We start from the raw sequence: 23,365 nt of genomic DNA, 5'->3' as shown, positions 1-23,365 counted from the left end.
CCTCGATCAGTTGCGACGGTGGGCGTTGAGGCGATGCTCGACGAATATCGAGTACCGCGACATTCCAAAGCAGAAGATGAAGTAGATGATCCCGGCGAAGGCAAAGCCCGTGAACGCGGTCGACGGCGTCGACCATTTCGGATCCGAGAACGAGGCGCGCAGCGAGCCCAACAGGTCGAACAGCGCCACGATCGAGACCAGCGAGGTGTCCTTGAACAGCGAGATGAAGCTGTTGACGAGGTTCGGAATGACGTGACGCAGCCCCTGCGGCAGCACGATCAGCGAGGTCGTCTTCCACCAGGACAGCCCCAGGGCGGCGGCCGCCTCGCCCTGCCCCCGCGGGATCGCCGCGAGCCCGCCGCGAACGTTCTCGGCCTGGTAGGCGCCCGTGAACAGCGCAATGCCGATCAGCGCGCGGACGAGACCGTCGACGGTGAAATTGCCGGGCAGGAACAGCGGCAGCATGTAGGTTGCAAAGAACAGCACGGTGATCAGCGGTACGCCGCGCCAGAACTCGATGAAGGCGATCGAGAAGATCCGGATCAAGGGAATGGTGGAGCGGCGTCCAAGCGCCAGCGCGATGCCGATCGGCAGCGAGGTGACGATGCCCGTGACGGAGACCACCAGCGTCACCAGAAGGCCTCCCCACAGGTTCGTGGCGACGACGGGCAATCCGCCATGATCGAGCCCCATCAGCTTGATGACGACAGCGATGGCGACGAAGGTGGCGAGGCTCGATCCGAGCGCACGCCATCCCGTCCGAAGGCCGCCGCCGAGGACGAACGCGATCAGGGACACCACGAGGGAGGTAACGGCGAAATCGGTCCAGACCGACTGCCCGCTGCCCTGGAGCTCGTCGCGCAGCCAAGTGAGCGGAAAGATCAGCCAGGCAATCGCCGTGCCGACCAGCACGACGAGCTTGCCGACGACCCACAGCAGCGGGCCGAGCGCGGACGTCTTGCTGAGATTGAGCAGGGCCTGTCCGGCGTTGACGATGCTTTCGTCGAACAGCTGCAGCAGGTCGGCCGTCCAGCTCAGGCCAAAGCCCTTGATGCCGCCGCCGTGCAACAGGAAGAACGCGACCACCGGGAATGCGACGAAGAACAGGCTTGCATTGAGACCCTTCGCCGGCAGCCGGGGAACCAGCATTGGCACCAGCAGGACCACCGCCAGGACGAATGTGAGATTGACCCGCCAGCGCTCGGCCTCGGGATAGAAACCGTAGATCAGCTGCGGCAGCTTGGCCTGGATGTAGGGCCAGCAGGCACCGACCGCAAAGCCGGCGTTCTCCGCAAGGCACGCCGTGCGGTCCTTTCCGCTCCACACCGCATCCACCATCAGGAACCTGACGGAGGGAACGATGGTGAACCACAGCAGCAAGGCGCCCACGATCGTGAGCAGGATGTTGGTCGGCGAGTTGAACAGGCGCGTCCGCATCAGCCCCACGAAACCTGTGGTCTTCACCGGCGCGGGGCGTTCGGTGAGGAGGTCCTGCCGGACGAAGCTGTTCGAGGCGATGTCGCTCATGCGCCCAGACTCCGGCTGACCCGCCAACCGTAGACGCTCATGATCGCGCTGGTGAGCAGCGAAATCAGGAGATAGATGCCCATGGTCATGGCGATGATCTCGATCGCCTGCCCGGTCTGGCTCAACGACGTGCCGGCGAACACCGAGACGAGGTCAGGATAGCCGATCGCGACCGCCAGCGACGAGTTCTTGGTGAGATTGAGGTACTGGTTGGTCAGCGGTGGCACGATGACGCGCATGGCCTGCGGCACGACGATCAGCCGCAGCGTGGTGCCACGGCTGAGGCCCAGTGAAGCCCCGGCCTCCATCTGCCCACTGTGGACGGACAGGATGCCGGCGCGCACGATCTCGGCGATGAAAGCGGCCGTATAGGTCGACAGTGCCAGCGTCAGTGCCACGAACTCCGGAATGATGCGCGAGCCGCCGGCAAAATTGAAGCCCTTCAGTTGCGGCAGCTCGAAGGTGAACGGCAGACCGAACACCAGCATCGCGGCGAGCGGCAGGCCGAACAGCAGAGCCAGCACAGTAGGCCAGATGCGGATCATCCGCCCTTCCTGAAACAGCGCGCGCCGGGCATAGAAGCGCAAGGCCAGCGCCGCCACGATGCCGAGCGCCAGCACCGCCAGGAACGGCTCGAGGCCGCTCTGGCCGATCGGGCTTGGAACCACGAGGCCGCGATTGCTGACAAAGGCAATGCCGAACAGCGAGATGCTCTGCCGCGGATTGGGCAAGGCCGCGAGCACCGCAAGGTACCAGAACAGGATCTGGAACAGCAGCGGCAGGTTGCGGATGATCTCGACATAGATCTCGCCGACGCGCGACAACAGCCAATTGGGCGACAGCCGGCACAGCGCGACGATGAAGCCGATCAAGGTGGCGAAGACGATGCCCACCACCGAGACCACGAGCGTGTTGAGGAGGCCGACCACGAACACGCGCAGGAAGGTGTCCGAGCCCGTGTAGGAGATCAGGGTCTGGTTGACGTCGAAGCCGGCATTGTTGCGCAAGAAGCCGAAGCCGGCGGCGATGTGCTGGTTCTCGAGATTGGCGCGGGCGTTGGAGACGATCTCGTAGCCGATCCAACCCAGGATCGCCGCGAAGGCAAACTGGACGGCGACGCCGTTCCAGCCTGCCTTGCCGCCCAGAATGCGCCGGATCTTCAGCGCGATCTGGGGCGGCGGTTTTCGGGCCTCGGTGCTCATGCCGCTGCCAGCGGATCAGGGGTGATCAGCGGATCGGCGGCGCGTACTGGAGACCGCCCTTGTTCCAGAGATTGTTGAGACCGCGGTTGATCGCCAGCGGCGAACCCGCACCGACGTTGCGGTCGAACACCTCGCCGTAATTGCCGACAGCCTTCACGATGCGGATCACCCAGTCCTTGGTCAGGCCGAGGTCTTCGCCGAAGGTGCCGTCGCTGCCGAGCACGCGCTTCAGCTCCGGATTTTCCATCTTCGCCTTCTCGTCCACGTTCTTCAACGTGATGCCGAGCTCCTCGGCGGTGACCAGGGCGAACAAGGTCCATTTCACGATGTCGAACCACTGGTCGTCACCGTGGCGAACCATCGGACCGAGCGGCTCCTTCGAGATGATCTCCGGCAGCACCATGTGGTCGCCGGGATTGGCGAGCTTGAGGCGGTTGGCGTACAGGCCAGACTGGTCGGTGGTGAAGACGTCGCAGCGGCCGGCTTCATAGGCCTTGACGGTCTCGTCGTTGGTGCCGAACGCGATCACTTCGTATTTCATGTTGTTGGCCTTGAAATAGTCGGCCAGATTCTGCTCGGTGGTGGTGCCGGTCTGCACGCAGACCGAGGCGCTGTTGAGCTCGAGCGCCGAATTCACCTTGAGCGACTTCTTCACCATGAAGCCCTGCCCGTCGTAGTAGGTCACGCCGGTGAAGTTGGCGCCGAGCTTGGTGTCGCGCGAGATGGTCCAGGTGGTGTTGCGCGAAAGCACGTCGATTTCACCGGATTGCAGCGCGGTGAAGCGGTCCTTGGCGGACAGCGGCACATATTTGACCTTGCTCGCATCGTTGAAGATCGCCCCGGCGATCGCCTTGCAGACGTCGACGTCGAGGCCGGTCCAGTTGCCCTTGTCGTCGGGCGAGGAAAATCCCGGCAGGCCCTGGCTGACACCGCAGGACAGCATGCCCCGGTCCTTGATGGTCTTGAGCGTTTGCGCGTCGGCGGCCCCAGCGGAGAGGCCGGCGGCGAGAGCAAGGGTGAGAGCCAGGGTTACGCGTTTCATGGGCTTTGGGCCTTTCAAAGTCGTCTCAATGAACGTTGTCTCAGGATCATCCCTGCCGGGGCCAAGCGTATCAAGACCGGCCCTGCAAGAGTCATGCTGGAAACATTGCCAAACACCCGCCGATCCCGGGAGGCCAATACCTTAATCCCCGCCGCAGGCGCCCGCCATTGTGGCTGTGACGCAAAGTCCGGTCAGGCGATGGATCGAAGGTCGCGGCAGGCCCCTCAACATGCGGCGACTGAATAGCACCTGCGCATTGGAGAGCGGCCGGCGTGCCGGGTCAAGGGGTTGACGGGACTCTTCTGTGGTTCTGTTATTGAGGACAGCGGCCTTTCGGCCGGCCCATGGGCGCGACGCGCCCGCTGGAAACGCGGTTTTGAAAGCAGACGCATGGATTCCTCGCACCCCCAAGAACAGCATGCCGAGACCCGGCTGGTCACCTCCGGCCGCGACACCAAGGCGCAGAAGGGGTTCGTCAATCCACCGGTCTTCCACGGCTCGACCGTGCTCTACCCGACCGCCGAGGACCTGCACGCCCATCGCGGCGAGTTCACCTATGGCCGCCACGGTTCCCCCACCACCAAGGCGTTCCAGGAGACGCTGATGGCGCTGGAGGGGCCGCAATGCGCCGGCGTCGGTATCGTGCCGTCAGGGCTGTCGGCGATCTCCACCACCCTGCTGTCGGTGCTGAAGACCGGCGACCATATCCTGGTCTGCGACAACGTTTACCGCCCCTCGCGCAATTTCTGCAACGGCATGCTCGCGCGCTATGGCGTCGAGACCACCTATTTCGACCCGCTGATCGGGGCCGGCATTGAAAAACTGTTCAAGCCGAACACCCGCGCGGTGCTGGTGGAGGCGCCGGGCTCGCAATCGTTCGAGATGCCCGACATCCGCGCCATCGCCGAGGTCGCGCATGCGCGCGATGCGCTCGTCATCGACGACAACACCTGGGCAACCCCGCTCTATCACCGCTCGCTCGAGCAGGGTGTCGACATCAGCATGCAGGCCGCAACGAAATATATCGGCGGCCATTCCGACATCATGTTCGGCACCATCTCGGCCAATGCCAAGGCCTGGCCGATGATTGCCGAAGGCATCCGCCTGCTCGGCGTCTGCGCCGGTCCCGACGATGTCTTCCTCGCGCTGCGCGGCCTGCGCACGCTGTCGGTGCGGCTGGCGCAGCATCATCGCTCCGGGCTCGACATGGCGCGCTGGCTCGCCGGCCGGCCCGAGGTCGCACGCGTGCTGCATCCGGGTCTCGAGACCGATCCCGGTCACGCCATCTGGAAACGCGACTTCACCGGCGCGTCCGGCCTGTTCAGCATCGTGCTGAAGCCGGCGCCGCAGCAGGCCGTCGACACCATGCTCAACACGCTCAAGCTGTTCGGCATGGGTTTTTCATGGGGCGGCTTCGAGAGCCTTGCGATTCCCTTCGACTGCGACGCCTATCGCACCGCGACCAAATGGTCGCCGGGCGGCCCGACGCTGCGTCTGCATATCGGGCTCGAAAGCACTGACGATCTCAAGGCCGATCTCGATCGCGGCTTCGCTGCCCTCAAAGCGGCAATGTGAGCCTGCTCACAAGGCATCGCGCCGTGGGAACGAGCAACCCGCGCAAACGTTAACGACGATGTGCCAACAAATGGTTTGAACCTCAACCATTTGGCGCTAGCCTCACCAATCGACTCCAATCCGGACACGGAGCATGGGAACGTTGGTACTGCTCGATCTCATGGGCGGCGTTGCGCTGTTGTTGTGGGGCCTGCACATGGTCCACAGCGGGATTTTGCGCGCGTTCGGCCCGGACCTGCGGCGACTGCTCGGCAAGGCCTTAAGCAACCGCATCAGCGCCTTCGCGGCCGGCCTCGGGCTCACCGCGCTGCTCCAGAGCAGCACGGCGACCGCCTTGATCACCTCTTCGTTCGCCGCCGAGGGCCTCGTCAGCCTCGCCGCAGCGCTCGCCATCATGCTCGGGGCCAATGTCGGCACGACGCTGATCGTGCAGGTGCTGTCGTTCAACATCGCAGCCGTTGCACCGGTTCTGTTCGTGCTCGGCCTCGTCGCTTTCCGCTCCGGCCCGCGCTCGCGGATCAAGGACGTCGGCCGCGTCTGCATCGGCCTCGGACTGATGCTGCTGTCGCTGCACATCCTGCTCGACACGCTGGCGCCGGCGGAGAACGCGCCCGGCGTCCGCGTCGTGATGTCCGCCATCACGGGCGACCCCATCCTGTGCATCGTGATCGCCGCCCTCATCACCTGGGCCGTGCATTCGAGCGTCGCCAGCGTGCTGCTGATCATGTCGCTGGCCTATTCGCAGTTCATCACGCCTGAGGCCGCGCTGGCACTGGTGCTCGGAGCCAATCTCGGCAGCGCCATCAATCCCGTCTTCGAGGGCGCCAAGCGTGACGATCCCGCGAGCTATCGCCTGCCGGTCGGCAATCTCGTCAACCGTGTGATCGGGATCGCCCTCGTCCTGCCCTTCCTCGGCGTGATCGCCGCGCATATGCATGCCTGGCAGCCTGATCTGGCCAAGATGACCGCAGCCTTCCACATCGCCTTCAATGTCGGCACCGCCGTCATCTTCATCGGCCTGCTCGACACCATGTCGCGCCTGCTCACCCGCCTCTTGCCGGATCGCGTGCAGGAAGCAGATCCCGCCCGACCGCGCTATCTCGACGAGACCGCGCTGGAGACGCCATCATTGGCCCTCGCCGACGCGGCCCGCGAGGCCTTGCGCATGGGCGATCTCGTCGAAGTCATGCTGCGCAAGGTAATGGCCGCGATGATGACCGGCGACCGTGCGCTGGTCGACCAGGTCTCCAAGATGGACAATTTCGTCGACGGTCTCGACGAGGCCATCAAGCTCTACGTGACCAAGCTGATGCGCGGCAGCCTCGACGAGAGCGAAGGACGGCGCGCGATGGAGATCATCTCCTTCGCCATCAATCTCGAACATATCGGCGACATCATCGACAAGAGCCTGAGCGAGCTCGCCACCAAGAAGATCAAGCGCCGCTTCCAGTTCTCGGCGGAAGGGGCCGACGAGCTCGCCGCCTTCCACAAGCGCACGATGGACTCGCTGCGGATCGCGTTCGGCGTCTTCATGTCGGGCGACGCCAACGAGGCGCGCAAGCTGCTGGTGGAGAAAACCGCGCTGCGCAACACCGAGCTTGCCGCGGTCGAGCGGCATCTCGACCGCCTCCGCGAGGGCCGCCCCGAAACCATCGAAACGACGTCGCTGCATCTCGACGTGCTGCGCGACCTCAGGCGCATCCACTCGCACATCTGCTCGGTCGCCTATCCCGTGCTCGACGCGGCCGGCGAGCCCTATCGCAGGACGGAGGCGGAGACGGCCGCGCTGCCTGTCTCAGGCGCGGCTTCGGCGGTGCCGCGGTAGGTCAAACGGGGCGCGTGCGCGGCCTGACCTGAGTCATGGCGACACCGGAGATCGCGAGCAGCCCCCCGACAATCAGCTTCGGGGTGATGCGGTCGCCAAGGAACAACACGCTCGAAATCAGTGCGAACACCGGAAGCAGCAGCCCGAAGGGGGAGACGCGGCCCATCGAGCAACGCGCGATCAGCCAGAACCATAGGCCGAACCCGACAATTCCTCCGATGAAGATCGTGTAGGCGAGCGCCAGCCAGCCACGTTCGTCTGCCGTGACAAGGCTCGCCATTTGTCCGGATTCGAGCAGCAACGACATCAGCATGACCTGCGGCACCGTGAGCAGCGACGACCAGCCCATCAACATCAGGGGATCAAAAGGGCCGTAACGCTTGGTCAGAACGTTGGATACGGCGAATGAGAAGGCCGCCCCAACCACAAGCAGCAGTGGAAGCGCGTTTCCCGACACGCCGGGCCCCGTTGCCAGCACGACCACACCGATGAAGGCAAGCACCACGCCGGCGGACGTAGTGAGAGACGGCCTCTCCGCGAGCAGCGGCCAGGCCAACAAGACGGTGAAAGGTGGGGCGAGTTGATATGCGACGGCTGACATGCTTCCCGAGCCGAGCCCGAGACCAACGTAGAACAGGCCGAAGTTCAATCCACCAAGGAAAAGCGAAATGGCTGCGACAGGTCCGAGCTGCCTGCGCCTCGGCCGTTCGACGAACGGAACGAGCAGCAGCGCGATCGCCAGGAAGCGCAGCGCGAGGAAGAACAGAGGCGGAAACTCCCCCACGCCCACTTTGATGATCACGAATTGATATCCCCAGAGCAAAGGAACGACCACCGCGCAGACAATTTGCACCGCGGACATGGCATCGCTATTTTCAAGACCATTTGGTCCAGATATAGGCCTGCGCACGGGGGAAATGTCCATGGTGTGTCTACCTGATGAAGCGGTCGAGAAGAGCGTCGACGGTGGCTTGCGAAATGATCCGTGTCGGCGCCGTCTTACCGACCACCCGCAGGCCCTCGACGAAACAGACGAGAATTCGCGCGGCACTCGAAGGCTCGACACCATCCGCCAGTTGACCCGCTGCCTTCGCACGGGAAAATGCACCAGCCACCCGAGCCTCCATGGCTTTGAAAAAGCTGTCGATGCGACGATCAACCTCGACGTCACGGCCAGCCAGTTCCATGGCTGTGGCTACCAGCAGGCATCCGCGTCGACCATTAGCACCGCTGTTGCGGTCGACGTAGCCGGCAAGGTAGGCCCTTAGGCCCTCGACCGGCTCTCTGCGGTGGTCGAGTTCGGTGTCCATCCGCGTCAAGGCAATGGCAATGTAGCGATCAAGCGCACGCAAGAACAGCGAGTGCTTGTCACCAAAAGCGGCGTAAAGGCTGCCACGCGAGAGTTTCGTTGCACGAAGCAGATCCGGTAGCGCCGTGGCGTGATAGCCGAGCGACCAGAATACATTCATCGCGCGTTCGACAGCGGCTTCCGTGTCGAAACTCCGGGGGCGGCCACGGGACAGCTGTACTGGGGCGCGATGCATAGGTATATATAAACCAATCGGTCTTGAAATAGCAAGAGTCGATTAGGTCACTATCCCAGGGCTTTAAGGAGAAGTTCCGGAGGCCTGGTTTGGATCAGCGCTCTAGCGTCTTCGACGCCTTGCCGCGGTTCTTGATGATCAGCATGATGTTGCGGATATAGATCACCGTCGCGAGCGATTGTCCGAGGATGATGACCGGCTCGCGCTTCACGACACCGTAGACCAGCGTCATCAGGCCGCCTCCCATCGAGCAGAACCAGAACGCCATCGGCACCACGCTGTTGCCGGCGCGCTCGCTCGCGATCCACTGCACCAGGAAGCGCGCCGTGAAGAACAGCTGCGCGACGAGGCCGAAGGCCAGCCAGAAATCGAACTTGGCGACGAAGACGTCGTAGAGATAGTTGCTCAGCGCCTGACCGTATTGAATGATCATGCGTTCACCTCAGTCACATCTGGTGTCGGCTTCTTGCGGCGGATCAGCCACCACACGCCGGCGAGATCCATGATTCCGATCCACAGCCGGTCGAAGAAGCCGTAGTTCGAAACGCCGGAATGGCGCGGCCGGTCGATCACGTCGACATAGGCGATGTCGTAGCCTTCGCGGCGGACCAGCGCCGGCAGGAAGCGATGCAGTCCGTCGAAATAGGGCATCATCAGGAACACCTCGCGGCGGAACGCCTTCAGCCCGCAGCCGGTGTCGCGGGTGCCGTCTTGCAGGATGGCGTTGCGGACCTTGTTGGCCACGCGCGACTGGAATTTCTTGAAGCCGGTGTCCTTGCGTCCAACGCGCTGCCCCGCAGCGAGGCCGACGCGCCCTGCGCCCTTCTCGACCGCGGCGATCAGGTCGGGCAGGAAGGCCGGATTGTTCTGGCCGTCACCGTCGAGCGTCGCCACGATCGCCCCGCGCGCCGCACGCACGCCGCTGCGCACGGCCGCGGATTGGCCGCCCGATCGGGCATGGCGGAGCTGGCGCAGATTGTCCCGCTGCACCATCAGCGCCGCGAGCCGCTCGCCGGTCGCATCGGTCGAGCCGTCATTGACATAGATGATCTCATAGGCCCAGCGGCCGTCGAGCGCCGCACCGATCTCCGCGATCAGCGGCGCGATGTTGTCGGCTTCGTTGCGCACGGGGACGACGATGGAAACCGAAGGCTGGGAAACCGAGGGCTGGGACGTCGACAAATCGAGACTCGTGGTTGGAATTGGCCTGCCCTTCGGGGAACCGGGGCCCCGGCAGGCAGCCGCTTTTATGGGGCGGACGCCCCGTGGGCAACCCTTTTGAGGCGGCCTGAGACCGCCCCCGCAAGGGGCACAATGGTGCCGTCGGCGCGGATGGCAAAGCCCAGCCTTCGGGCCGCGAACCAGTAGCGGACCGCCATGGCGCCGACCGTGCCGACCAGGGCGCCGGCCACGACGTCGCTCGGGTGATGCGCCACCAGCACCAACCGCGTCAGCAGGATCACGATTGCGTAAGTGAACATGAACACGCGCAGGCGCGGCCACAATGCCGATACGGCAAATGCCAGCGCGAACGCCGCCACGGCATGGCCCGACGGCAGGCTGGCATAAGCCCCCGTCCCCTCGAACGGCACGAAGTTGAACGGATTGGCCTTGCCGCCGACGAACGGACGTCCGCGACCGATGACGTATTTCAGGATCTCGGCGACGAATGCCGACACGGCAATCGACAGAAACACAAACTGCAGCCGCGTGCCGAGTCCAAGCAGCAGCGCGCGGCGTGTGCCGTGAAGCCCCGCAGCAACGAGCGCCAAGACCACCAGCGCGGCTCCCAGCACCAACATCAGATACTCATCCTTGCCGAAGTCGGTGAGGATGCGGATCGGCCACAGACTGGGCGTGCCGCGCGCGGGCATCAGCTGGATCTCGGTCTGGTCGAACGCGGCCATCAGCGCAATGACCAGGGCCGCGCCCGCCGCGCTCAACCACAGCGAATGCCGCGCCAGTTTTCGCGCGGCCTCGGCGCGGCGCGAATGCGAGGGCGTGCGAACGAGCTGCGCCAGCGCGCGCCGGGACACGGCGAGCAACTGTGCGGGATAGCCCGGACGCGGCGCGGGGCTGGTCGAGGCCGGCATCCTATTCGGTGCCTTCCGAGCGGAAGATCGAGATCGAGATCGCGCGGCCTTGCGAGAAATTATAACCGTCGATGCGCGTGCCGACCTTATAGCGCAGCCCGATCGCCTCGGCGCGCTGCACGAAGCTGCGCTCCGAACGCTGCTCGATCAGCGCGAAACGGCAGCTGCCTTGCCGCAGGAAGTCCGCAGCACCCGAGCCGTCGGTCAGGAGCGTCTGCGTGCCTGTCAGGAAAACCAGGCTCGGCTCGTGGTAGCCGGCGGCAGCCGCCTTCGGGCCGACACAGGTGACGTTGCGAAGCGCGCGCGCGACCTCGATGCTCGGAAACAGCGGCAGCAGCGAGGGCAACACGATGCCGTACACCGTCACCGCCAGCATCAGGGCCGCGACCAGCGCATTGAGCAGCGAGCGCTCGGCGTGATTGTTGTCGTAGAGCCACCAGGCGAGCAGGCCGAAGATCAGCGACGCCGCGATGAACGGCCAGGCCACGAAGGCCGGCTGCCGCGTCAGCATCACCGCGCCGACCACCGCGATGAACGAGGCGGCCGCGGGGATCGCGAACCACCAGGCCGAACCGCGCATCAGCCAGGAGCGCGACAGCACGCGCCGCTCCACCGCGCCGACGGTGAGAATGGCGATCGCCGGATAGAGCGGCAGCACGTAATGCGGCAGCTTGGTCAGCACCGCTTCGAACACGATCCAGGACGGGATCAGCCAAGCCAGCAGAAACTGCGCGCCGGGCTCGCGCCGCGCCCGCCACACCGCCGGCGCCGCCATCGCCGCGAGCGGCGCGCCAGGCCAGAACGTGATCCAGAACAGCGCAAGATAGAGTCCGGGCGGCGCGCCATGGGATTCCTGGGCGCCCAATTTGCTCAGCATGTCCCCGCCGACGGAATCGGCGAAGAAGGCGTCCCCCGCGCGCCAGAAGATGGCGACGAACCAGGGGAGCACCAGCACCAGCATCCACATCAGCCCCCAGACCGGGCGCAGCTTCCACAGCCAGGAGGCATCGCGATCCACAATCGCGAGAGTGACGATGGTCAGGCCAGCGAACATCAGGATCAGCGGGCCCTTGATCAGGATGCCCACCGCGAGCGCGGTCCAGAAGATCGCGGGCCAGCTCCAGGGCGGATGCGTCTCGTCCTCGGCGCGCTGCCAGGACAGATAGGCCCGCGCCATCGCCCCCATCGCCGCGGTGACGCAGAACAGCAGCATCGCATCGGTCTTGGCGAGCCGCGCCTCGACGCCGAGCAGCACCGAAGCGCACATCATCAGCGCCGACAGCACCGCCGCGCGCCGCGTGACGAAGCCCAGCGCGGCCCAGTAGGTCATGAGCACGGCGCCGATCGCCCCCAGCAGCGACGGCAGCCGGTAGACCCAGATGCGCAATTCGGCCTTCGGCAGCTTCAGCGCCGATGCAACCTCAACCGCGGCCGACTGCAACCAGTAGATCCCGACCGGCTTCTTGTAGCGGACGTCTTCCTGAAAGCGGATATCGACATACTCGCCGCTCTCGACCATCTGCTTGGTGGCCTGAGCGAACCGCGCCTCGTCGCGATCGATCGGGGGAATGGTGAAGAAGCCCGGCAGGAACAGCAGCAGCGCGCAGAGCAGCAGGAAGCCGACCGCGCGCGCATGGCTTACCGTGACGACATCGAGCATGCGCACGAGCCCGCTGCCCGGATTTGCAGGCGATTTCGACTCGCGGGGGGCTCCAAAACGGGGGCTTGGGTAGGTCTCGGCCATTGGTTCCGCTTACGCCGAAACCGCCATCGCGACAACCGCTTAAGCCCGCGTCATTGAATTCGAATGACGACTGTGTCCGCGGCGCCAGTGGCATCGATCACGGTGAGCCGCGCAAACCCGGGACCGGGCGGATCGATCAGGCGCTGGCGGCGGCCGTCGATCTCGCCGAGCGCGGTGCCGTTAACCATCACGGTCATGGGCAGAACGCCGCCGGCGACCTTGACCGGCATCGCGGCACTCTCCTGCCCGCCGGAACGATCGACGTCGATCCGCGAGCCGTTGAGCGGAAACTGAATGTGCAGCGGCTGCTCGCGGCCGGTCCGCACCAGTTCTCCCACAGGGCGGAACCGCTTCAGCGGCAACGGCAGCTTGGCATTGCCGGCAACCAGGGTTCCCCTCGGCGGCTTCGGCAATGGGGCCAGCGTCTTGCCGGTGCGGGCAAAGGCATCGAACAGGATCGGCGCGGCGGCGACGCGCCCGATCAGGCCCGGAACCGGTGCGCCGTCCGGCCGGCCGACCCAGACGCCGATGGTCATCCGGCCGTCGAACCCGACCGACCACGCATCGCGATAGCCATAGGAGGTCCCGGTCTTGAAGGCGATGCGGTTGTGAGCGGCGTTCTCCGGCGGCGGCGTTCCCAAGAGCACGTTACCGACCTGCCAGGCCGCGACCTGATCCAGCAGCCGAAGCGGCTCGCGGTCGTCCTTGTCGGCCATGACCTCGCGCAGCGGCTTGGTGGTGCCGAGACGGGCGAAACCCGCATAGAGCTGGGCGAGATCCTGCAGCGTCACGCCGACGCCGCCGAGCCCCATCGCAAGCCCGGGCGCTTCGTCCTGGGGCAGCACGAGATTGCCGCCGGCCTGGCGCAGCCGCGAGGCCAGCCGGCTCGACCCGACGCGGTCGAGCAGCACGATCGCCGGCACGTTCAGCGACAATTGCAGCGCCTTCCGCACCGGCACCGTGCCTTGGAAGGTCATGTCGAAATTTTCCGGCGCGTAGGAGCCGAAACGGACCGGACGATCGTCGATCAGGCTTTCGGGATGGACGAAGCCGTCCTCGAAGGCGAGCCCGTAGATGAAGGGTTTCAGCGTCGAGCCCGGCGAGCGGATCGCGCGGGTCATGTCGACCTGCCCTGCCCGGCTCTCGTCGAAATAATCGGCTGAACCGACGCGGGCGAGCACGTCGCCGCTCTCATTGTCGAGCGCGATGATGCCGACAGAGATGTTCGGGCCGAGCGCGGTGGCGCGGTCGCGCGCCAGCGGCTCCAGCACCTTCTGCAAATTGGCATCGAGCGTGAGCTTGATGACCGGCGTGTCCTTGACCGTCGATAACGCAGTGTCGGAGGCGTGCGGCGCCAGGATCGGCATCGGCCTGCGCAGCGTGGGCACGGGCACGGCCTTGGCCTGCCGCGCGTCCTCTGCGCTGACCACCTGCTCCTCGACCATGCGATCGAGCACGCGGTCGCGCGCCTTGCGCGCGGCGTCGGGATGGCGGTCGAGGCGGCGCGTCTCCGGCGATTGCGGCAGCGCCACCAGCAATGCGGCTTCGGCCAGCGACAGGCGCTTCGGCTCCTTGCCGAGATAGCCGATCGAGGCGGCGCGGATGCCTTCGAGATTGCCGCCATAAGGCGCCAGCGCGAGATAGAGATCGAGGATCTGCTCCTTGCTCATGCTGCGCTCGATCTCGATCGCGCGCACCATCTGCCGCAGTTTGGCATAGAGCGAACGCTGCCGGCGCGGCTCCATCAGGCGGGCAAGCTGCATGCTGATGGTCGAGCCGCCCGAGACGATGTGGCCGCGCGTCGCAAGCTGCACGGCGGCGCGCCCCAGCGCCAACGGATCGATGCCGTCATGGGCGTAGAAGCGCTGGTCTTCATAGGCGAGCAGCAGCTTCAGATAGGTCGGATCGACATTCGTTTTGGCCTCGACCGGCAGCCGCCATCGGCCGTCGGCCATCGCATAGGCCCGCAGCAGCTTGCCGTTGCGGTCAACGATGGTGGTGGAGACTTTCCGGGCTTCATCGAGCGGGAGAGGACCGAGGGAGTAGACCCAGCCGACGAAGCCAATGATGGCGAGGATAAAGGTGAGTGCCGCGACCGACAGGACCCGAAAGGCAAACCGCCCTCTCTGACCGTCATGACCGGGCTTGACCCGGCCATCCACGCCGTCGCCCACCGCCCGTGCGGCCGTGGATGCCCGGGTCATCTGCGCGAAGACGCGCTTCGCGCTTTTGCCCGGGCATGACGACTGTGTATGCGGCTCCGCTGTGCTCATTCACTTCACTCGGGTTCGAGCCCACCACTCACTTCGCCGCCCGCACCTCGACGCTACCCGTACCCGTCCGGCCATAGCGCGAGGGATTGTACATGTCCTCGACATAGGCCTGCGGCAGCACGTATTTGCCGGGCGAGACGGCGCGTACGACATAGGCGACGGTGAAGACCGCCTTGGAATCCGAGGCGCGATCGACTGCCGCGGTGAAGCGATCATCGCGGAACTCGGTATCCTCAGGCTCCTCGCCGTCCTCGATCCAGTCCAGCGTGCCGCTGTCGCCCGACGAGACCAGCTTCGGATTGTCGATCTCCAGGCCCGCCGGCAGATAATCGGACACCATGATGTGGCCGTACTCCGGCTTGGCCTCGGTGATCTTCAGCACCACAGCAAAGCGCTGGTTCTGCTTGACCTTGCTGATGTCCGCCGGCTTGCCGTCGAGCGTGAAGTAGTTGCGCTCGATCTTGAAGCCGTTCGAGGCCGCCGGCTCCGGCGTCACCGGCGAGCCCGACACCGAGACCACCGCCTGTATCGGCGCATCGCCGGTGTTGGTGATCTTCAGCGGCTTGCCGCTCAACGTGTCCGCCTTGTAGCTGCGGTACAATGCGGTCTTGACCGGCTGGCCATCGACATCGAGCGACAGGTTCTCCTTGGCGAGCGCGCGTGCGGCCAGCACCAGCCACGCATTCTCCTGCGTGGAGGTGTAGGGCGTCAGCCCGCGCGCGGTCTCGACCCGCGACACCGCCTGGGTCAGCGTCGCCTTCGGGGCGTTGCCTTCGCTGGCCAGCGACACCAGGGCTGCGGCATCGCGCAGCTGCGAGCCGTAGTCGGTGCGGCCGAACTCCAGCACCGGCTTCGGCGCGAGGCTGTCGAGCGCGGCGCCATAGACCCGCTCGGCGCGGTTGCGGTCACCGACCAGAGCGAGCGCGGCTGCCAGCTGCGACTTCGCGATCGGCGTCGCGAGGTTGTTCAGCTTGGTGTCGGCGAGATAGCGGAGATCGCCGATCGGCGCCGCGCCGTTACGGGCGAGCACGTAGAGGCCGTAGGCGAGATCGCGCCCGCCGTCCTTTTCCGGCTCGTTGCCGTTGACGACGGAGTTGCGGATGCGGTCGAGCGCGTTCTTGAACAGCACGTCCGGCACCACAAAACCCTTCTCGCGGGCGCGGGTCAGGAAGTCTGTGACGTACGCGTCCAACCAGGCATCGTCGCCGCCGGCCGACCACAGGCCGAACGAGCCGTTCGAGCCCTGACGCGCCAGGAGCCGCTCGATCGCGTCGCGGATGCGCTGGTCGACCTCGGTGTCCATCGCAAGATGCGCGCCGGCAGCCAAGTCGTTGACGTAGAGCAGCGGCATGGCGCGGCTCGTGATCTGCTCCGAGCAGCCATAGGGATAGCGGTCGAGCGCCTTGAGGATCGTCGCCGCATCGAGCGCGGTCGACAGGCTCGCCGAGACCGAAACACTGCCGGTGCCCGGCACGAGGTCCGAGAACATGTCCGAGGTCAGCGTCAGGCTTTCGCCCTTCGCCAGCGTCCGGATCGAGCGTCGCGCCAGTACCTGCGTCGCCGCCTTGACGTCGAGCGCATAGTGACGCGCCAGCGCCAGGCCGTTCGGCCCCCTGATATCGACGTCGAGCGTCGCCTGCCCTGCCGCGGTCGCATCGATCGCGAGCGCGAAGGAGTTGCGCTGCTTGGCGGCGAGCTTGACCGTAGTCGCTGGGTTGCCGGTCATCTTAACCGGACCGCCCGTCTTCACGTTGATGACGTAGTCGCCGGCCTGGCCCTCGACATTGTCGATCTCGAGGTTGACCGTGCCGTGGTCGCCATTGAGCAGGAAACGCGGCATGGTCGTGGTCAGCACCACGGGGTCGCGGATCACGACATCGGTGTTGGCGCGGCCGAGCTTGGTCGCTGTCCACGCCACCGCCATCACCCGCGCGGTGCCGGCGAACTCCGGAATGTCGAAGCTGACTTCTGCGGTGCCGTCAGCACCGACGGTCACGATGCCCGAATAGAGCGCCAGCGGCTTTTGTGTGGGCGGCGAGCCCTGCAGCTCGGCCGCCCCGGCGTCACCGCCGGATTTGATCTGGCCGCGCGTGCCGGACATGCCGTCGATCAGCTGCCCGTAGAGGTCACGGATCTCCGCGCTCAGGCGGCGCTGACCGAGATAGTAATCGTCCGGCGCCGGCGGCTTGTAGCCGGTGAGATTGAGGATGCCGACGTCGACCGCGGCAATCACGATCTTGGCGTCCTCGCCCGGATTGAGCCCGTCGATCTTGACCGGAATCTTCAGCGCCGAATTCGGCCGGATCAGCGCCGGCGGCGACAGCTTCACCTGCAACGTGCGGGTCTGCTTGTCGATGCCGAACCATTTCAGGCCGATCGCGCGGCCCGGCATGCGCTGGGCAGCAGCATCGAGCGGACGGCGCAGCGTCGCCACGACATAAGCGCCGGTGCCCCAGTCCTTGCCGACCGGCAGCTTGACCTGCGCGGTGCCCTCCTTGACGTCGATGGTCTGCGTCGTCAGGAGGCGGTCGCCGAGCACGTTGATGGTCAGCTTGCCGGCGCTGCGGACATTGACCGACACCGTCATGGTATCACCGGAGGCGTATTGCGGCTTGTCGATCGAGGTCTCCAGGAGGTCCGGCGTGTCGGCGCTGCCGTCGGAATACCAGCCGACGTCGAACTGCACCGAGGTGACAGGGCCATCGGCGTCGCTCGACTTCACGTCGAGCCGATAGCGGCCTGGCTGAGGCGTGAGCGAAATTCGCGCCGGCTTGTCGGCGGCAACGGTCACGTCACCGTCGGCAACGCGCGAGGTCGACTTGACCGGCTCGTATTCCCAGTAGTTGTTCTGCCGATACCATTGATAGCGCGACTCCATCTTCAGGAGTTCGTAACGCAGGCCGTCGCGGCGCAGCCGCTCACCCTCGGGCGAGACGAACACGACGTCGAACTCGGCCTTGTCGCCCTCGGCGACGTTCTTGTCGCCGAACAGCGGCTTGATGCCGATCTGCGCCACGCTGGGCGCAACCGGCAGCACGATCTTGCGTTCGACGGCGCGGCCGCCGGTCTCCACCATCCGCACGAAGATCTGGGCCTCCTGCGGGCGGGTCGAGGCCGGCTGCTTGTCCAGCGTCACCGGGAAGGTCGCAACGCCATTGGCGTCGGCCTCGGGCAGGTTCTCGAGCGGCGTGCGCTCGTTCGAATTGGTCTCCTCGTCGGCGACGCCGAACTGGTAGCCGGCAAAGCCGGGACGTTCGGACGCGGGAGCGATCAGCATGTCGCCTTCGAGCGCAAGGCCCGAGGCCGGCGCGCCATAGAGGAAATGGCCGTCCGCCTTAAGCTCCACTGGAGCGTTAGCTTTGATCAGCTTGTCTTTGGCGGACAAGTCGAATTCGATCCGGTCGGGGACGTAATCCTCGACCATGAAGGTGGTCTCGCCGACCGAGGAGCCCTTCGGATCGGTGAAGGCGCGCGCTCGCCACGTTCCGGTCGGCACGGCCGAATTGAGCGGCACGGCCAGCGTGCGGCCGCCGGCGCCCTGATCAGCCAGCACGGCGCGGCGGTATTCGACGCCATCGGGCCGCTCGATCACCAGCGTCATCGGTCCGCCGGTGACGGCATTGCCCTGCCCGTCGCGCAACAGCGCGGTGAGATAGACGGTCTCATTGGAGCGATAGACGCCGCGCTCGGCATAGACGAAGGCATCGGCGCCTGCAGGCACCGCGCGGCCGGAGACGCCACGATCGGACAGATCGAAGGCCGAGGATTTCAGGCTGAGGAAGGCATAATCCGCCTTCTCGCCGGTCACGGTGAGCATCGCCGGAGAAAGGCCGCCTTCGCCGCGCGCAAGGCCGGCCTCGAACAGCACGTGGCCTGAATCGTCGGTCTTGCGGGTCGCCAGGATCTCGTTGTTGCGGGCAACCAGCCGCACCTCGGCCTTCCCCACCGGATCGGTCGATGCCAGCGAGTTGACGAACACGTGGATACCGTCATTGCCGGAATAGGCGGAGACGCCGAGATCGGAGACGATGAACCATTGCGTGGCGAGCTGATAATCGTCGTCCGAACCCGGGCTCTTGGCGGCGGCCGTCATCACGTAGACGCCGGGCTGGAGCTCGCCGAGGGCCTGATCGACCGGGAATGCCGTGGTGACGTCCTGGTTCAGCGTCATCGCGGTCGCGAGCTCGCCGGTCCAGACCTTGACACCGCGCTCGTCGCCGAGATCGCTGAGCTGGTACTTCGACAGCGTCTTCTGGAAGTCGCTGTCCACCACCGTGTTGATCAGGTTGCGGTCACCGATCCGGAACACGTTGATATTGACCGCGGGCGTGTTGACGCTGACCACGGGAATGCCGCGCTGGCCGGTCCGGGGCAGCACATAGGCCCGGCTGGTGAAGCGCACGAAGGGCTTGCGGTCGCGCACATAGACGTTGAACTCGGCCGATTTCGGCAGGCCTTCCTTCACCGTGGACGGCAGGCCGGCGCGCAAATTGATGTTGTAGCGTTCGCCGTGCTTCAGCCCGTCGACGCAGAGCTGCTTGCCTTCGGCCGACAGCGCCGGCTTGTCCTGGCCAGCGAGCGTCAGGAATGGCGCGAAGTCGGTGCGCTTTGCCAGTTCTTCCGAGAACTGGAAGCAGGCCCGCGGGCTCGCCGAATCCGAGTCCACGGTATAGTCGAGCAGCCGGAAGCCGTGCTCGTCGCGCATCTTCTCATACTGGCCGCGGACGTCGGCGACCTCGCGCATGTCGAGCGACAGCCGCAGCGCATCCAGTGCCGGCCGCCACAGCTTCCGTTCCGCCAGCGACTTGCCGAGCACGGCGAGCGCGTCGGCCTCCTCGCCCGAATTGCCGGCGCGCATGTAAGCGATGTAGGCGGCGGTCGAGGCGCGCTCCAGCAGGAAGGTCTGCTCGCTCGAGCTCTTCGGCGAGATCTGGAAGATGACCTTGGCGAGCCGCAGCCAATTGCCGGTATCCTCCGGCGTGGTGGCCGCGATCTGGCCGAGCACCGACAGCCCGGTGCGGTAATCATTGCGCCGGAAGGCGGCGTCGGCGTCCGTCTTCAGCGTCGCATTGGTCTTGGCGACCGGCCCCGCCTCGCTCTTGATCTGCGCTTCCAGCTTGATCGCGGAATCGGCGAGGTCGTCGCGCTTGAAGGCTTTGTCGGCGGCTTGCGCTGCGCAAAGGCCGAGCGCCAGCGCGGCGCAGAGTGTGACGGCGCGAACAAGACCGATCATGATGGACTCCCGGAAAGTGCGGACAGCCGCCCGCAGGCAGCATGAAATGCGCGGAAAGGTGACGGACTCAAGGCGATGGAACCAAAGCTGCAGATCGTCGCATTCGCCATGATAAGGCAAGCCCAGAGGAGACCGATCAAGATATTGTCGCGCACGCCGTCCTGATGGCGCAGCAATACCCGATCCGTCGACCGGCGGCCGTATCCCGGAAGCTGGCCAGCGTTACCGGCGTTGTGATCCATCGTCCAGCCCGCTGCCGCTCAACCCGGCACCCTGACACGCCACCGTTCCGCTTTGTCGCGGCATTGAGGAAAACGGTTCGGTTCAGGCTTGGCGAAAGACGATATTTTTCATAATGGCATGGTAGATGAACGGCCAGCCTCCAAACCGAGGCGGCTCCAGACGGTCCCGTAGCTCAACTGGATAGAGCATCAGATTTCTACTCTGAGGGTTGCAGGTTCGAATCCTGCCGGGATCGCCAGTCTCATCTGCCAATCAATCGCCTTCACGAACGCGTGGGTAACCATGTCGCGGCCTTTGCACGGCGCGGATCAGCCCTATGTAAGCGCCGAGCGAGTTACGCTCGGCTAAGGACTCCGATGTTTCCAACCGAATGGACGAGAATGGCGATCGCATCTGCGGTGGCGATCGTCGCGATGTCGTATTTGGCAATCGACGCAGGCCTCGTGAACACCAGCGTGGTCACAAAGCCCATCAAGGTGGCTCAGGCATCGATCGTTGGCGCTGCCATGGGCCAGCATCACCTTGCATTCGCCGTTCAGGAGTGGGCCCGTCCCAGCCACGCCAACGACAATGGCCAGGAAAAGCCAGCCGTAGAGCATTGCCTGGCGATCGACTGATCGCGACGCCGCGGACGCGCCACATCGAGCCGCCACATCGCGCCGACGTCTCAGGCAGGCGTTCAACAGCCTGAGTTCCTCATGCTTTCGCTCGAGATCGGCCTGAATGGTCTCCATGCGCATCTTGATAGATCCGATCGCATTTCAACGTGCGGAAGGCCTCCGGGCCCAACGCACGCCTGCTGCAACGAACGTCGATGTTCGCCGTTGAGACCTAAGCTAAGGAGGACAACATCGCTGACATCAGAGAGCACATGAAAATCATCGGCAAGGACGGCGCACATATCGGCACCGTCGACCGCGTCGAGGGCAACCGGATCAAGCTGACGCGCAAGGACAGCCCGGAAGGCCACAAGGACCATCATCACTACATCGACACGAAATATGTCGGTGCCGTCGAAGGCGATGTCGTCAAGCTTTCAGTAAATGCCGACGCCGTCCCGAAGACGGAAGCTGCCTGAGACTGAAAGCCCCTTCGGGGGCTTTTTGTTTGTTCACGATCCGACTCCGCTTCGTTCCCACAGCACGAATCGCAACCGGAAAGATCAGCGCGACGCATTTCTTAATGCCGCGTTTCACCAGCCGACTTGTTCACGCATTCAGCGTCACGAGCGCCGGCCGCAAGCGATACGCATCGATCGCGGCATTCGACAGCAACAATCTGCGCCGCTCTCCGCGCAGCATCATGCGATCGATCCTGTTGAGGATGAAACGAGCCGACTCCGTGTGCTCACCTGTGAGCAGGCCGGACAGATCGAGATATTTCCAGGCGATCTCGAAAGACTGTGCGCGTAACTCGGGGGCGGTCATAGCCGGCCAACGTCCGCAAGAAACGAATGTTCCTCATTGGCGGGCGAAACGAGCCGCCCCGCATCGACACAACGAACAACAAATGCGAAGCGGCGTGGAACGAGATCACGACCGGCACGTTGGAATGCGTGAAATCAAGTGGTGCCGACCACCCAGCCCCGGTCGGCTTTGAAGGGCCCCGTGCTTGTCCCCCGAGCACGGGGCTTTCTCATGGCGATCGACGGGCCGACCGCGCAGCTGCCGAATTTTCCCGAGACGCCCTCAGTCCGCCCGCTCGTCGCGCCGGTCGCGGGCGAGCTCGTGCCAGGCAAGGGCCAGCTGGATCAGGCGCTGCCGATCGGCGCCTTCAGATGCCGCGGCCCGCTTCATCGCCGCCTCGGCCTCATGCTGTGGATCGTACTTGGTACACATGGGCTCGACTCTAGCGGGCCATCTGGACAAGCGCGTGGCAATTTCATCCGTAAGATTGCGGGGTGACCATCCCGATCTCCCGGACCGGTAAACAGCCCCTCGCCTCACCACAGGCATGCGCTCATTGCGAAACCATGAGAATGGCTTCATTCGGACGATCTGTGAATGGCGTCACAGTCTCATCCCCGCAACTCGGCTAAACAATGTCTCGACGCTTTCAGCAGCGCGCGAGGGCATCGATGGTGTATTCCGTCATGACACAAGAAGCAGCGGCCTCAGCCAACGTCCGGGCGCAACGACACAGGAGTGACCTGGTCGGCGTCGCGTATCTCGGGACCATCGGCATCGTGATGCTGGCCTGGATCGCCGGTCTGGTCTGGGGCGCGATGGCGTTCTTCAACTGGCTGGTGTCCTGACGCGAGGGCGATCCGTCCCTTGCTAAATCAGGCAGTGCAGCACCTGCCCAAGCTTGATCCCACCGCAAACGATCATGGCCCAAAGCGCCAAGCTGATCTGGATTGCATCCAGCATGTCCCACGTCCCCGCGAATCATCCCGACGTTTTCTTTTGAGATTTGCGTGAGGCAGTAGCGAACGCCAGCGCCAATTTGATGCAATCGCCGGCTGATAAGAAAAAGGCGGGCCGAAGCCCGCCTTTGCCCGTCGATCCGGGGTGGAGACTCAATAGCAGGCGCGCGGATCGGCCTGGACATACTGGCCGCTCGGATAGCGGTAATAGCAAGTGCCCTGCGCCCAGTAGTAACCGGGCTGGGATGCGGCGGTGGCGCCCGCGATGGCTCCGGTGGCACCGCCAAGAACAGCGCCGGCGGCAGCCCCTGTCGCGTTGCCCGAGATCAACCCGCCGAGCACGCCGCCGACGATGGCGCCACCAAGCGCGCTCGCGCCGGGGTCGGCCGGTGGCGGGGGCGGAGGTGGCGGCGCATAGGCGACTGGAGGTGGCGCCGGAGCATAGGCCACCGGCACGTCGTCGTAGTACTCCTCCGAGATGTAGGCGGGCGGGCCGGCCATTCGCTGCGGATAATAATACCAGACACCGCCAACGTCCCACCACCAGCCGGAGCGGCCGTTGTGGACTTCGTGACGCCAGCGCCCGCCATCCCAGGCGCGGCTGCCGCGATAGGTGTGTCCGCCCCAGTCGCGCGTCGGCGCGGGACCGCGGGCGACATAACGTCCGGGCGGCGGGCCGCCGGCACCGTGCTGACCGGG

Annotated in this window: 19 protein-coding genes and 1 tRNA gene; 6 read left to right on the top strand and 14 right to left on the bottom strand. The window is 65.1% G+C overall.

Annotation, left to right across the window (positions count from 1 at the left end; translation table 11 throughout):
* Positions 1–6: 6 nt before the first annotated feature.
* Genes SE92_RS03165 through SE92_RS03155 form a run of 3 tightly spaced genes read right to left on the bottom strand, consistent with a single transcriptional unit; the run spans position 7 to position 3,771 of the window.
* Positions 7–1,527: an amino acid ABC transporter permease gene (locus SE92_RS03165; RefSeq protein WP_063194427.1), complete on the bottom strand. Its 1,521-nt coding sequence runs from the start codon at positions 1,525–1,527 to the stop codon at positions 7–9.
* Positions 1,524–2,729 (bottom strand): amino acid ABC transporter permease, encoded by a 1,206-nt coding sequence (locus SE92_RS03160; protein WP_063194426.1) that lies wholly within the window; start codon positions 2,727–2,729, stop codon positions 1,524–1,526. Before SE92_RS03160 ends, SE92_RS03165 begins: the two co-directional genes overlap by 4 nt.
* A 25-nt stretch (positions 2,730–2,754) precedes the next feature.
* Positions 2,755–3,771, bottom strand: coding sequence for an amino acid ABC transporter substrate-binding protein (locus SE92_RS03155; RefSeq protein ID WP_063194425.1), 1,017 nt, complete (start codon positions 3,769–3,771; stop codon positions 2,755–2,757).
* Positions 3,772–4,161: 390 nt separating this feature from the next.
* Between SE92_RS03155 and metC the strand changes: the two genes are divergently transcribed.
* Together metC and SE92_RS03145 are read left to right on the top strand one after the other, a co-directional pair.
* A complete protein-coding gene (gene metC / locus SE92_RS03150; protein ID WP_063194424.1) occupies positions 4,162–5,346 on the top strand; it encodes a cystathionine beta-lyase in 1,185 nt (394 codons plus the stop codon).
* A gap of 133 nt (positions 5,347–5,479) precedes the next feature.
* The gene (locus SE92_RS03145) at positions 5,480–7,171 is read left to right on the top strand and encodes a Na/Pi cotransporter family protein (protein WP_063194423.1); all 1,692 of its coding nucleotides are present in this window, start codon (positions 5,480–5,482) and stop codon (positions 7,169–7,171) included.
* A gap of 1 nt (position 7,172) precedes the next feature.
* On the opposite strand, the gene SE92_RS03140 is transcribed toward SE92_RS03145, so the two are convergent.
* The 8 genes from SE92_RS03140 to SE92_RS03105 all read right to left on the bottom strand — a co-directional run bounded on the left by SE92_RS03140 (position 7,173) and on the right by SE92_RS03105 (position 20,058).
* Positions 7,173–8,033, bottom strand: a complete 861-nt coding sequence (locus tag SE92_RS03140; RefSeq protein ID WP_063194422.1) for a DMT family transporter — start codon at positions 8,031–8,033, stop codon at positions 7,173–7,175.
* Between the two features lie 70 nt (positions 8,034–8,103).
* Positions 8,104–8,640, bottom strand: a complete 537-nt coding sequence (locus SE92_RS03135) for a TetR/AcrR family transcriptional regulator (protein WP_245324430.1) — start codon at positions 8,638–8,640, stop codon at positions 8,104–8,106.
* Between the two features lie 169 nt (positions 8,641–8,809).
* Positions 8,810–9,148 (bottom strand): lipid-A-disaccharide synthase N-terminal domain-containing protein, encoded by a 339-nt coding sequence (locus SE92_RS03130; protein ID WP_063194420.1) that lies wholly within the window; start codon positions 9,146–9,148, stop codon positions 8,810–8,812.
* Complete coding sequence (locus tag SE92_RS03125) at positions 9,145–9,897, bottom strand: glycosyltransferase family 2 protein (RefSeq protein WP_063194419.1); 753 nt, start codon at positions 9,895–9,897, stop codon at positions 9,145–9,147. Before SE92_RS03125 ends, SE92_RS03130 begins: the two co-directional genes overlap by 4 nt.
* A gap of 65 nt (positions 9,898–9,962) precedes the next feature.
* The gene (locus SE92_RS03120; RefSeq protein WP_063194418.1) at positions 9,963–10,808 is read right to left on the bottom strand and encodes a phosphatase PAP2 family protein; all 846 of its coding nucleotides are present in this window, start codon (positions 10,806–10,808) and stop codon (positions 9,963–9,965) included.
* Between the two features lies 1 nt (position 10,809).
* Complete coding sequence (locus SE92_RS03115; RefSeq protein ID WP_063194417.1) at positions 10,810–12,552, bottom strand: ArnT family glycosyltransferase; 1,743 nt, start codon at positions 12,550–12,552, stop codon at positions 10,810–10,812.
* 50 nt (positions 12,553–12,602) lie between these two features.
* Positions 12,603–14,714 (bottom strand): penicillin-binding protein 1C, encoded by a 2,112-nt coding sequence (gene pbpC, locus SE92_RS03110; RefSeq protein WP_063203317.1) that lies wholly within the window; start codon positions 14,712–14,714, stop codon positions 12,603–12,605.
* A 139-nt stretch (positions 14,715–14,853) separates the two neighbouring features.
* Entirely contained in the window at positions 14,854–20,058 is a 5,205-nt protein-coding gene (locus SE92_RS03105; protein ID WP_063203316.1) for an alpha-2-macroglobulin family protein, read from the bottom strand.
* 404 nt (positions 20,059–20,462) lie between these two features.
* Between SE92_RS03105 and SE92_RS03100 the strand changes: the two genes are divergently transcribed.
* From SE92_RS03100 to SE92_RS03090, 3 genes are all read left to right on the top strand, one after another.
* Positions 20,463–20,539, top strand: a tRNA-Arg gene (locus tag SE92_RS03100).
* A gap of 142 nt (positions 20,540–20,681) precedes the next feature.
* Positions 20,682–20,918: a hypothetical protein gene (locus SE92_RS03095; protein WP_084251743.1), complete on the top strand. Its 237-nt coding sequence runs from the start codon at positions 20,682–20,684 to the stop codon at positions 20,916–20,918.
* A gap of 233 nt (positions 20,919–21,151) precedes the next feature.
* On the top strand, positions 21,152–21,379 hold the full coding sequence (locus tag SE92_RS03090; protein ID WP_063194415.1) for a DUF2171 domain-containing protein: 228 nt from the start codon (positions 21,152–21,154) through the stop codon (positions 21,377–21,379).
* Positions 21,380–21,509: 130 nt separating this feature from the next.
* On the opposite strand, the gene SE92_RS03085 is transcribed toward SE92_RS03090, so the two are convergent.
* Together SE92_RS03085 and SE92_RS36450 are read right to left on the bottom strand one after the other, a co-directional pair.
* A complete protein-coding gene (locus SE92_RS03085; RefSeq protein ID WP_063194414.1) occupies positions 21,510–21,728 on the bottom strand; it encodes a hypothetical protein in 219 nt (72 codons plus the stop codon).
* 261 nt (positions 21,729–21,989) lie between these two features.
* Complete coding sequence (locus SE92_RS36450) at positions 21,990–22,139, bottom strand: hypothetical protein (protein ID WP_198172539.1); 150 nt, start codon at positions 22,137–22,139, stop codon at positions 21,990–21,992.
* A gap of 254 nt (positions 22,140–22,393) precedes the next feature.
* Here SE92_RS36450 and SE92_RS36445 point away from each other — a divergent pair, with 254 nt between their 5' ends.
* A complete protein-coding gene (locus tag SE92_RS36445) occupies positions 22,394–22,555 on the top strand; it encodes a hypothetical protein (RefSeq protein ID WP_198172537.1) in 162 nt (53 codons plus the stop codon).
* A gap of 264 nt (positions 22,556–22,819) precedes the next feature.
* On the opposite strand, the gene SE92_RS03075 is transcribed toward SE92_RS36445, so the two are convergent.
* Positions 22,820–23,365 (bottom strand): hypothetical protein (locus SE92_RS03075; protein WP_063194412.1); only part of this gene is annotated, 546 nt, incomplete at its 5' end.

The sequence above is a fragment of the Bradyrhizobium sp. AT1 genome (assembly GCF_001590795.1).
In the GTDB taxonomy this organism is placed as follows: Bacteria; Pseudomonadota; Alphaproteobacteria; order Rhizobiales; family Xanthobacteraceae; genus Bradyrhizobium.
Note: the sequence above shows the minus strand (reverse complement) of the source record. Positions and strands in the feature narration are given on the sequence as shown.

Bases quoted from the DNA above. Each gene is read 5' to 3' on its own strand.
- SE92_RS03165 (WP_063194427.1), bottom strand. From the start codon at position 1,527: ATGAGCGACATCGCCTCGAACAGCTTCGTCCGGCAGGACCTCCTCACC.
- SE92_RS03160 (WP_063194426.1), bottom strand. From the start codon at position 2,729: ATGAGCACCGAGGCCCGAAAACCGCCGCCCCAGATCGCGCTGAAGATC.
- SE92_RS03155 (WP_063194425.1), bottom strand. From the start codon at position 3,771: ATGAAACGCGTAACCCTGGCTCTCACCCTTGCTCTCGCCGCCGGCCTC.
- metC (WP_063194424.1), top strand. From the start codon at position 4,162: ATGGATTCCTCGCACCCCCAAGAACAGCATGCCGAGACCCGGCTGGTC.
- SE92_RS03145 (WP_063194423.1), top strand. From the start codon at position 5,480: ATGGGAACGTTGGTACTGCTCGATCTCATGGGCGGCGTTGCGCTGTTG.
- SE92_RS03140 (WP_063194422.1), bottom strand. From the start codon at position 8,033: ATGTCCGCGGTGCAAATTGTCTGCGCGGTGGTCGTTCCTTTGCTCTGG.
- SE92_RS03135 (WP_245324430.1), bottom strand. From the start codon at position 8,640: ATGAATGTATTCTGGTCGCTCGGCTATCACGCCACGGCGCTACCGGAT.
- SE92_RS03130 (WP_063194420.1), bottom strand. From the start codon at position 9,148: ATGATCATTCAATACGGTCAGGCGCTGAGCAACTATCTCTACGACGTC.
- SE92_RS03120 (WP_063194418.1), bottom strand. From the start codon at position 10,808: ATGCCGGCCTCGACCAGCCCCGCGCCGCGTCCGGGCTATCCCGCACAG.
- SE92_RS03115 (WP_063194417.1), bottom strand. From the start codon at position 12,552: ATGGCCGAGACCTACCCAAGCCCCCGTTTTGGAGCCCCCCGCGAGTCG.
- SE92_RS03105 (WP_063203316.1), bottom strand. From the start codon at position 20,058: ATGATCGGTCTTGTTCGCGCCGTCACACTCTGCGCCGCGCTGGCGCTC.
- SE92_RS03095 (WP_084251743.1), top strand. From the start codon at position 20,682: ATGGCGATCGCATCTGCGGTGGCGATCGTCGCGATGTCGTATTTGGCA.
- SE92_RS03085 (WP_063194414.1), bottom strand. From the start codon at position 21,728: ATGACCGCCCCCGAGTTACGCGCACAGTCTTTCGAGATCGCCTGGAAA.
- SE92_RS36450 (WP_198172539.1), bottom strand. From the start codon at position 22,139: ATGTGTACCAAGTACGATCCACAGCATGAGGCCGAGGCGGCGATGAAG.
- SE92_RS36445 (WP_198172537.1), top strand. From the start codon at position 22,394: ATGACACAAGAAGCAGCGGCCTCAGCCAACGTCCGGGCGCAACGACAC.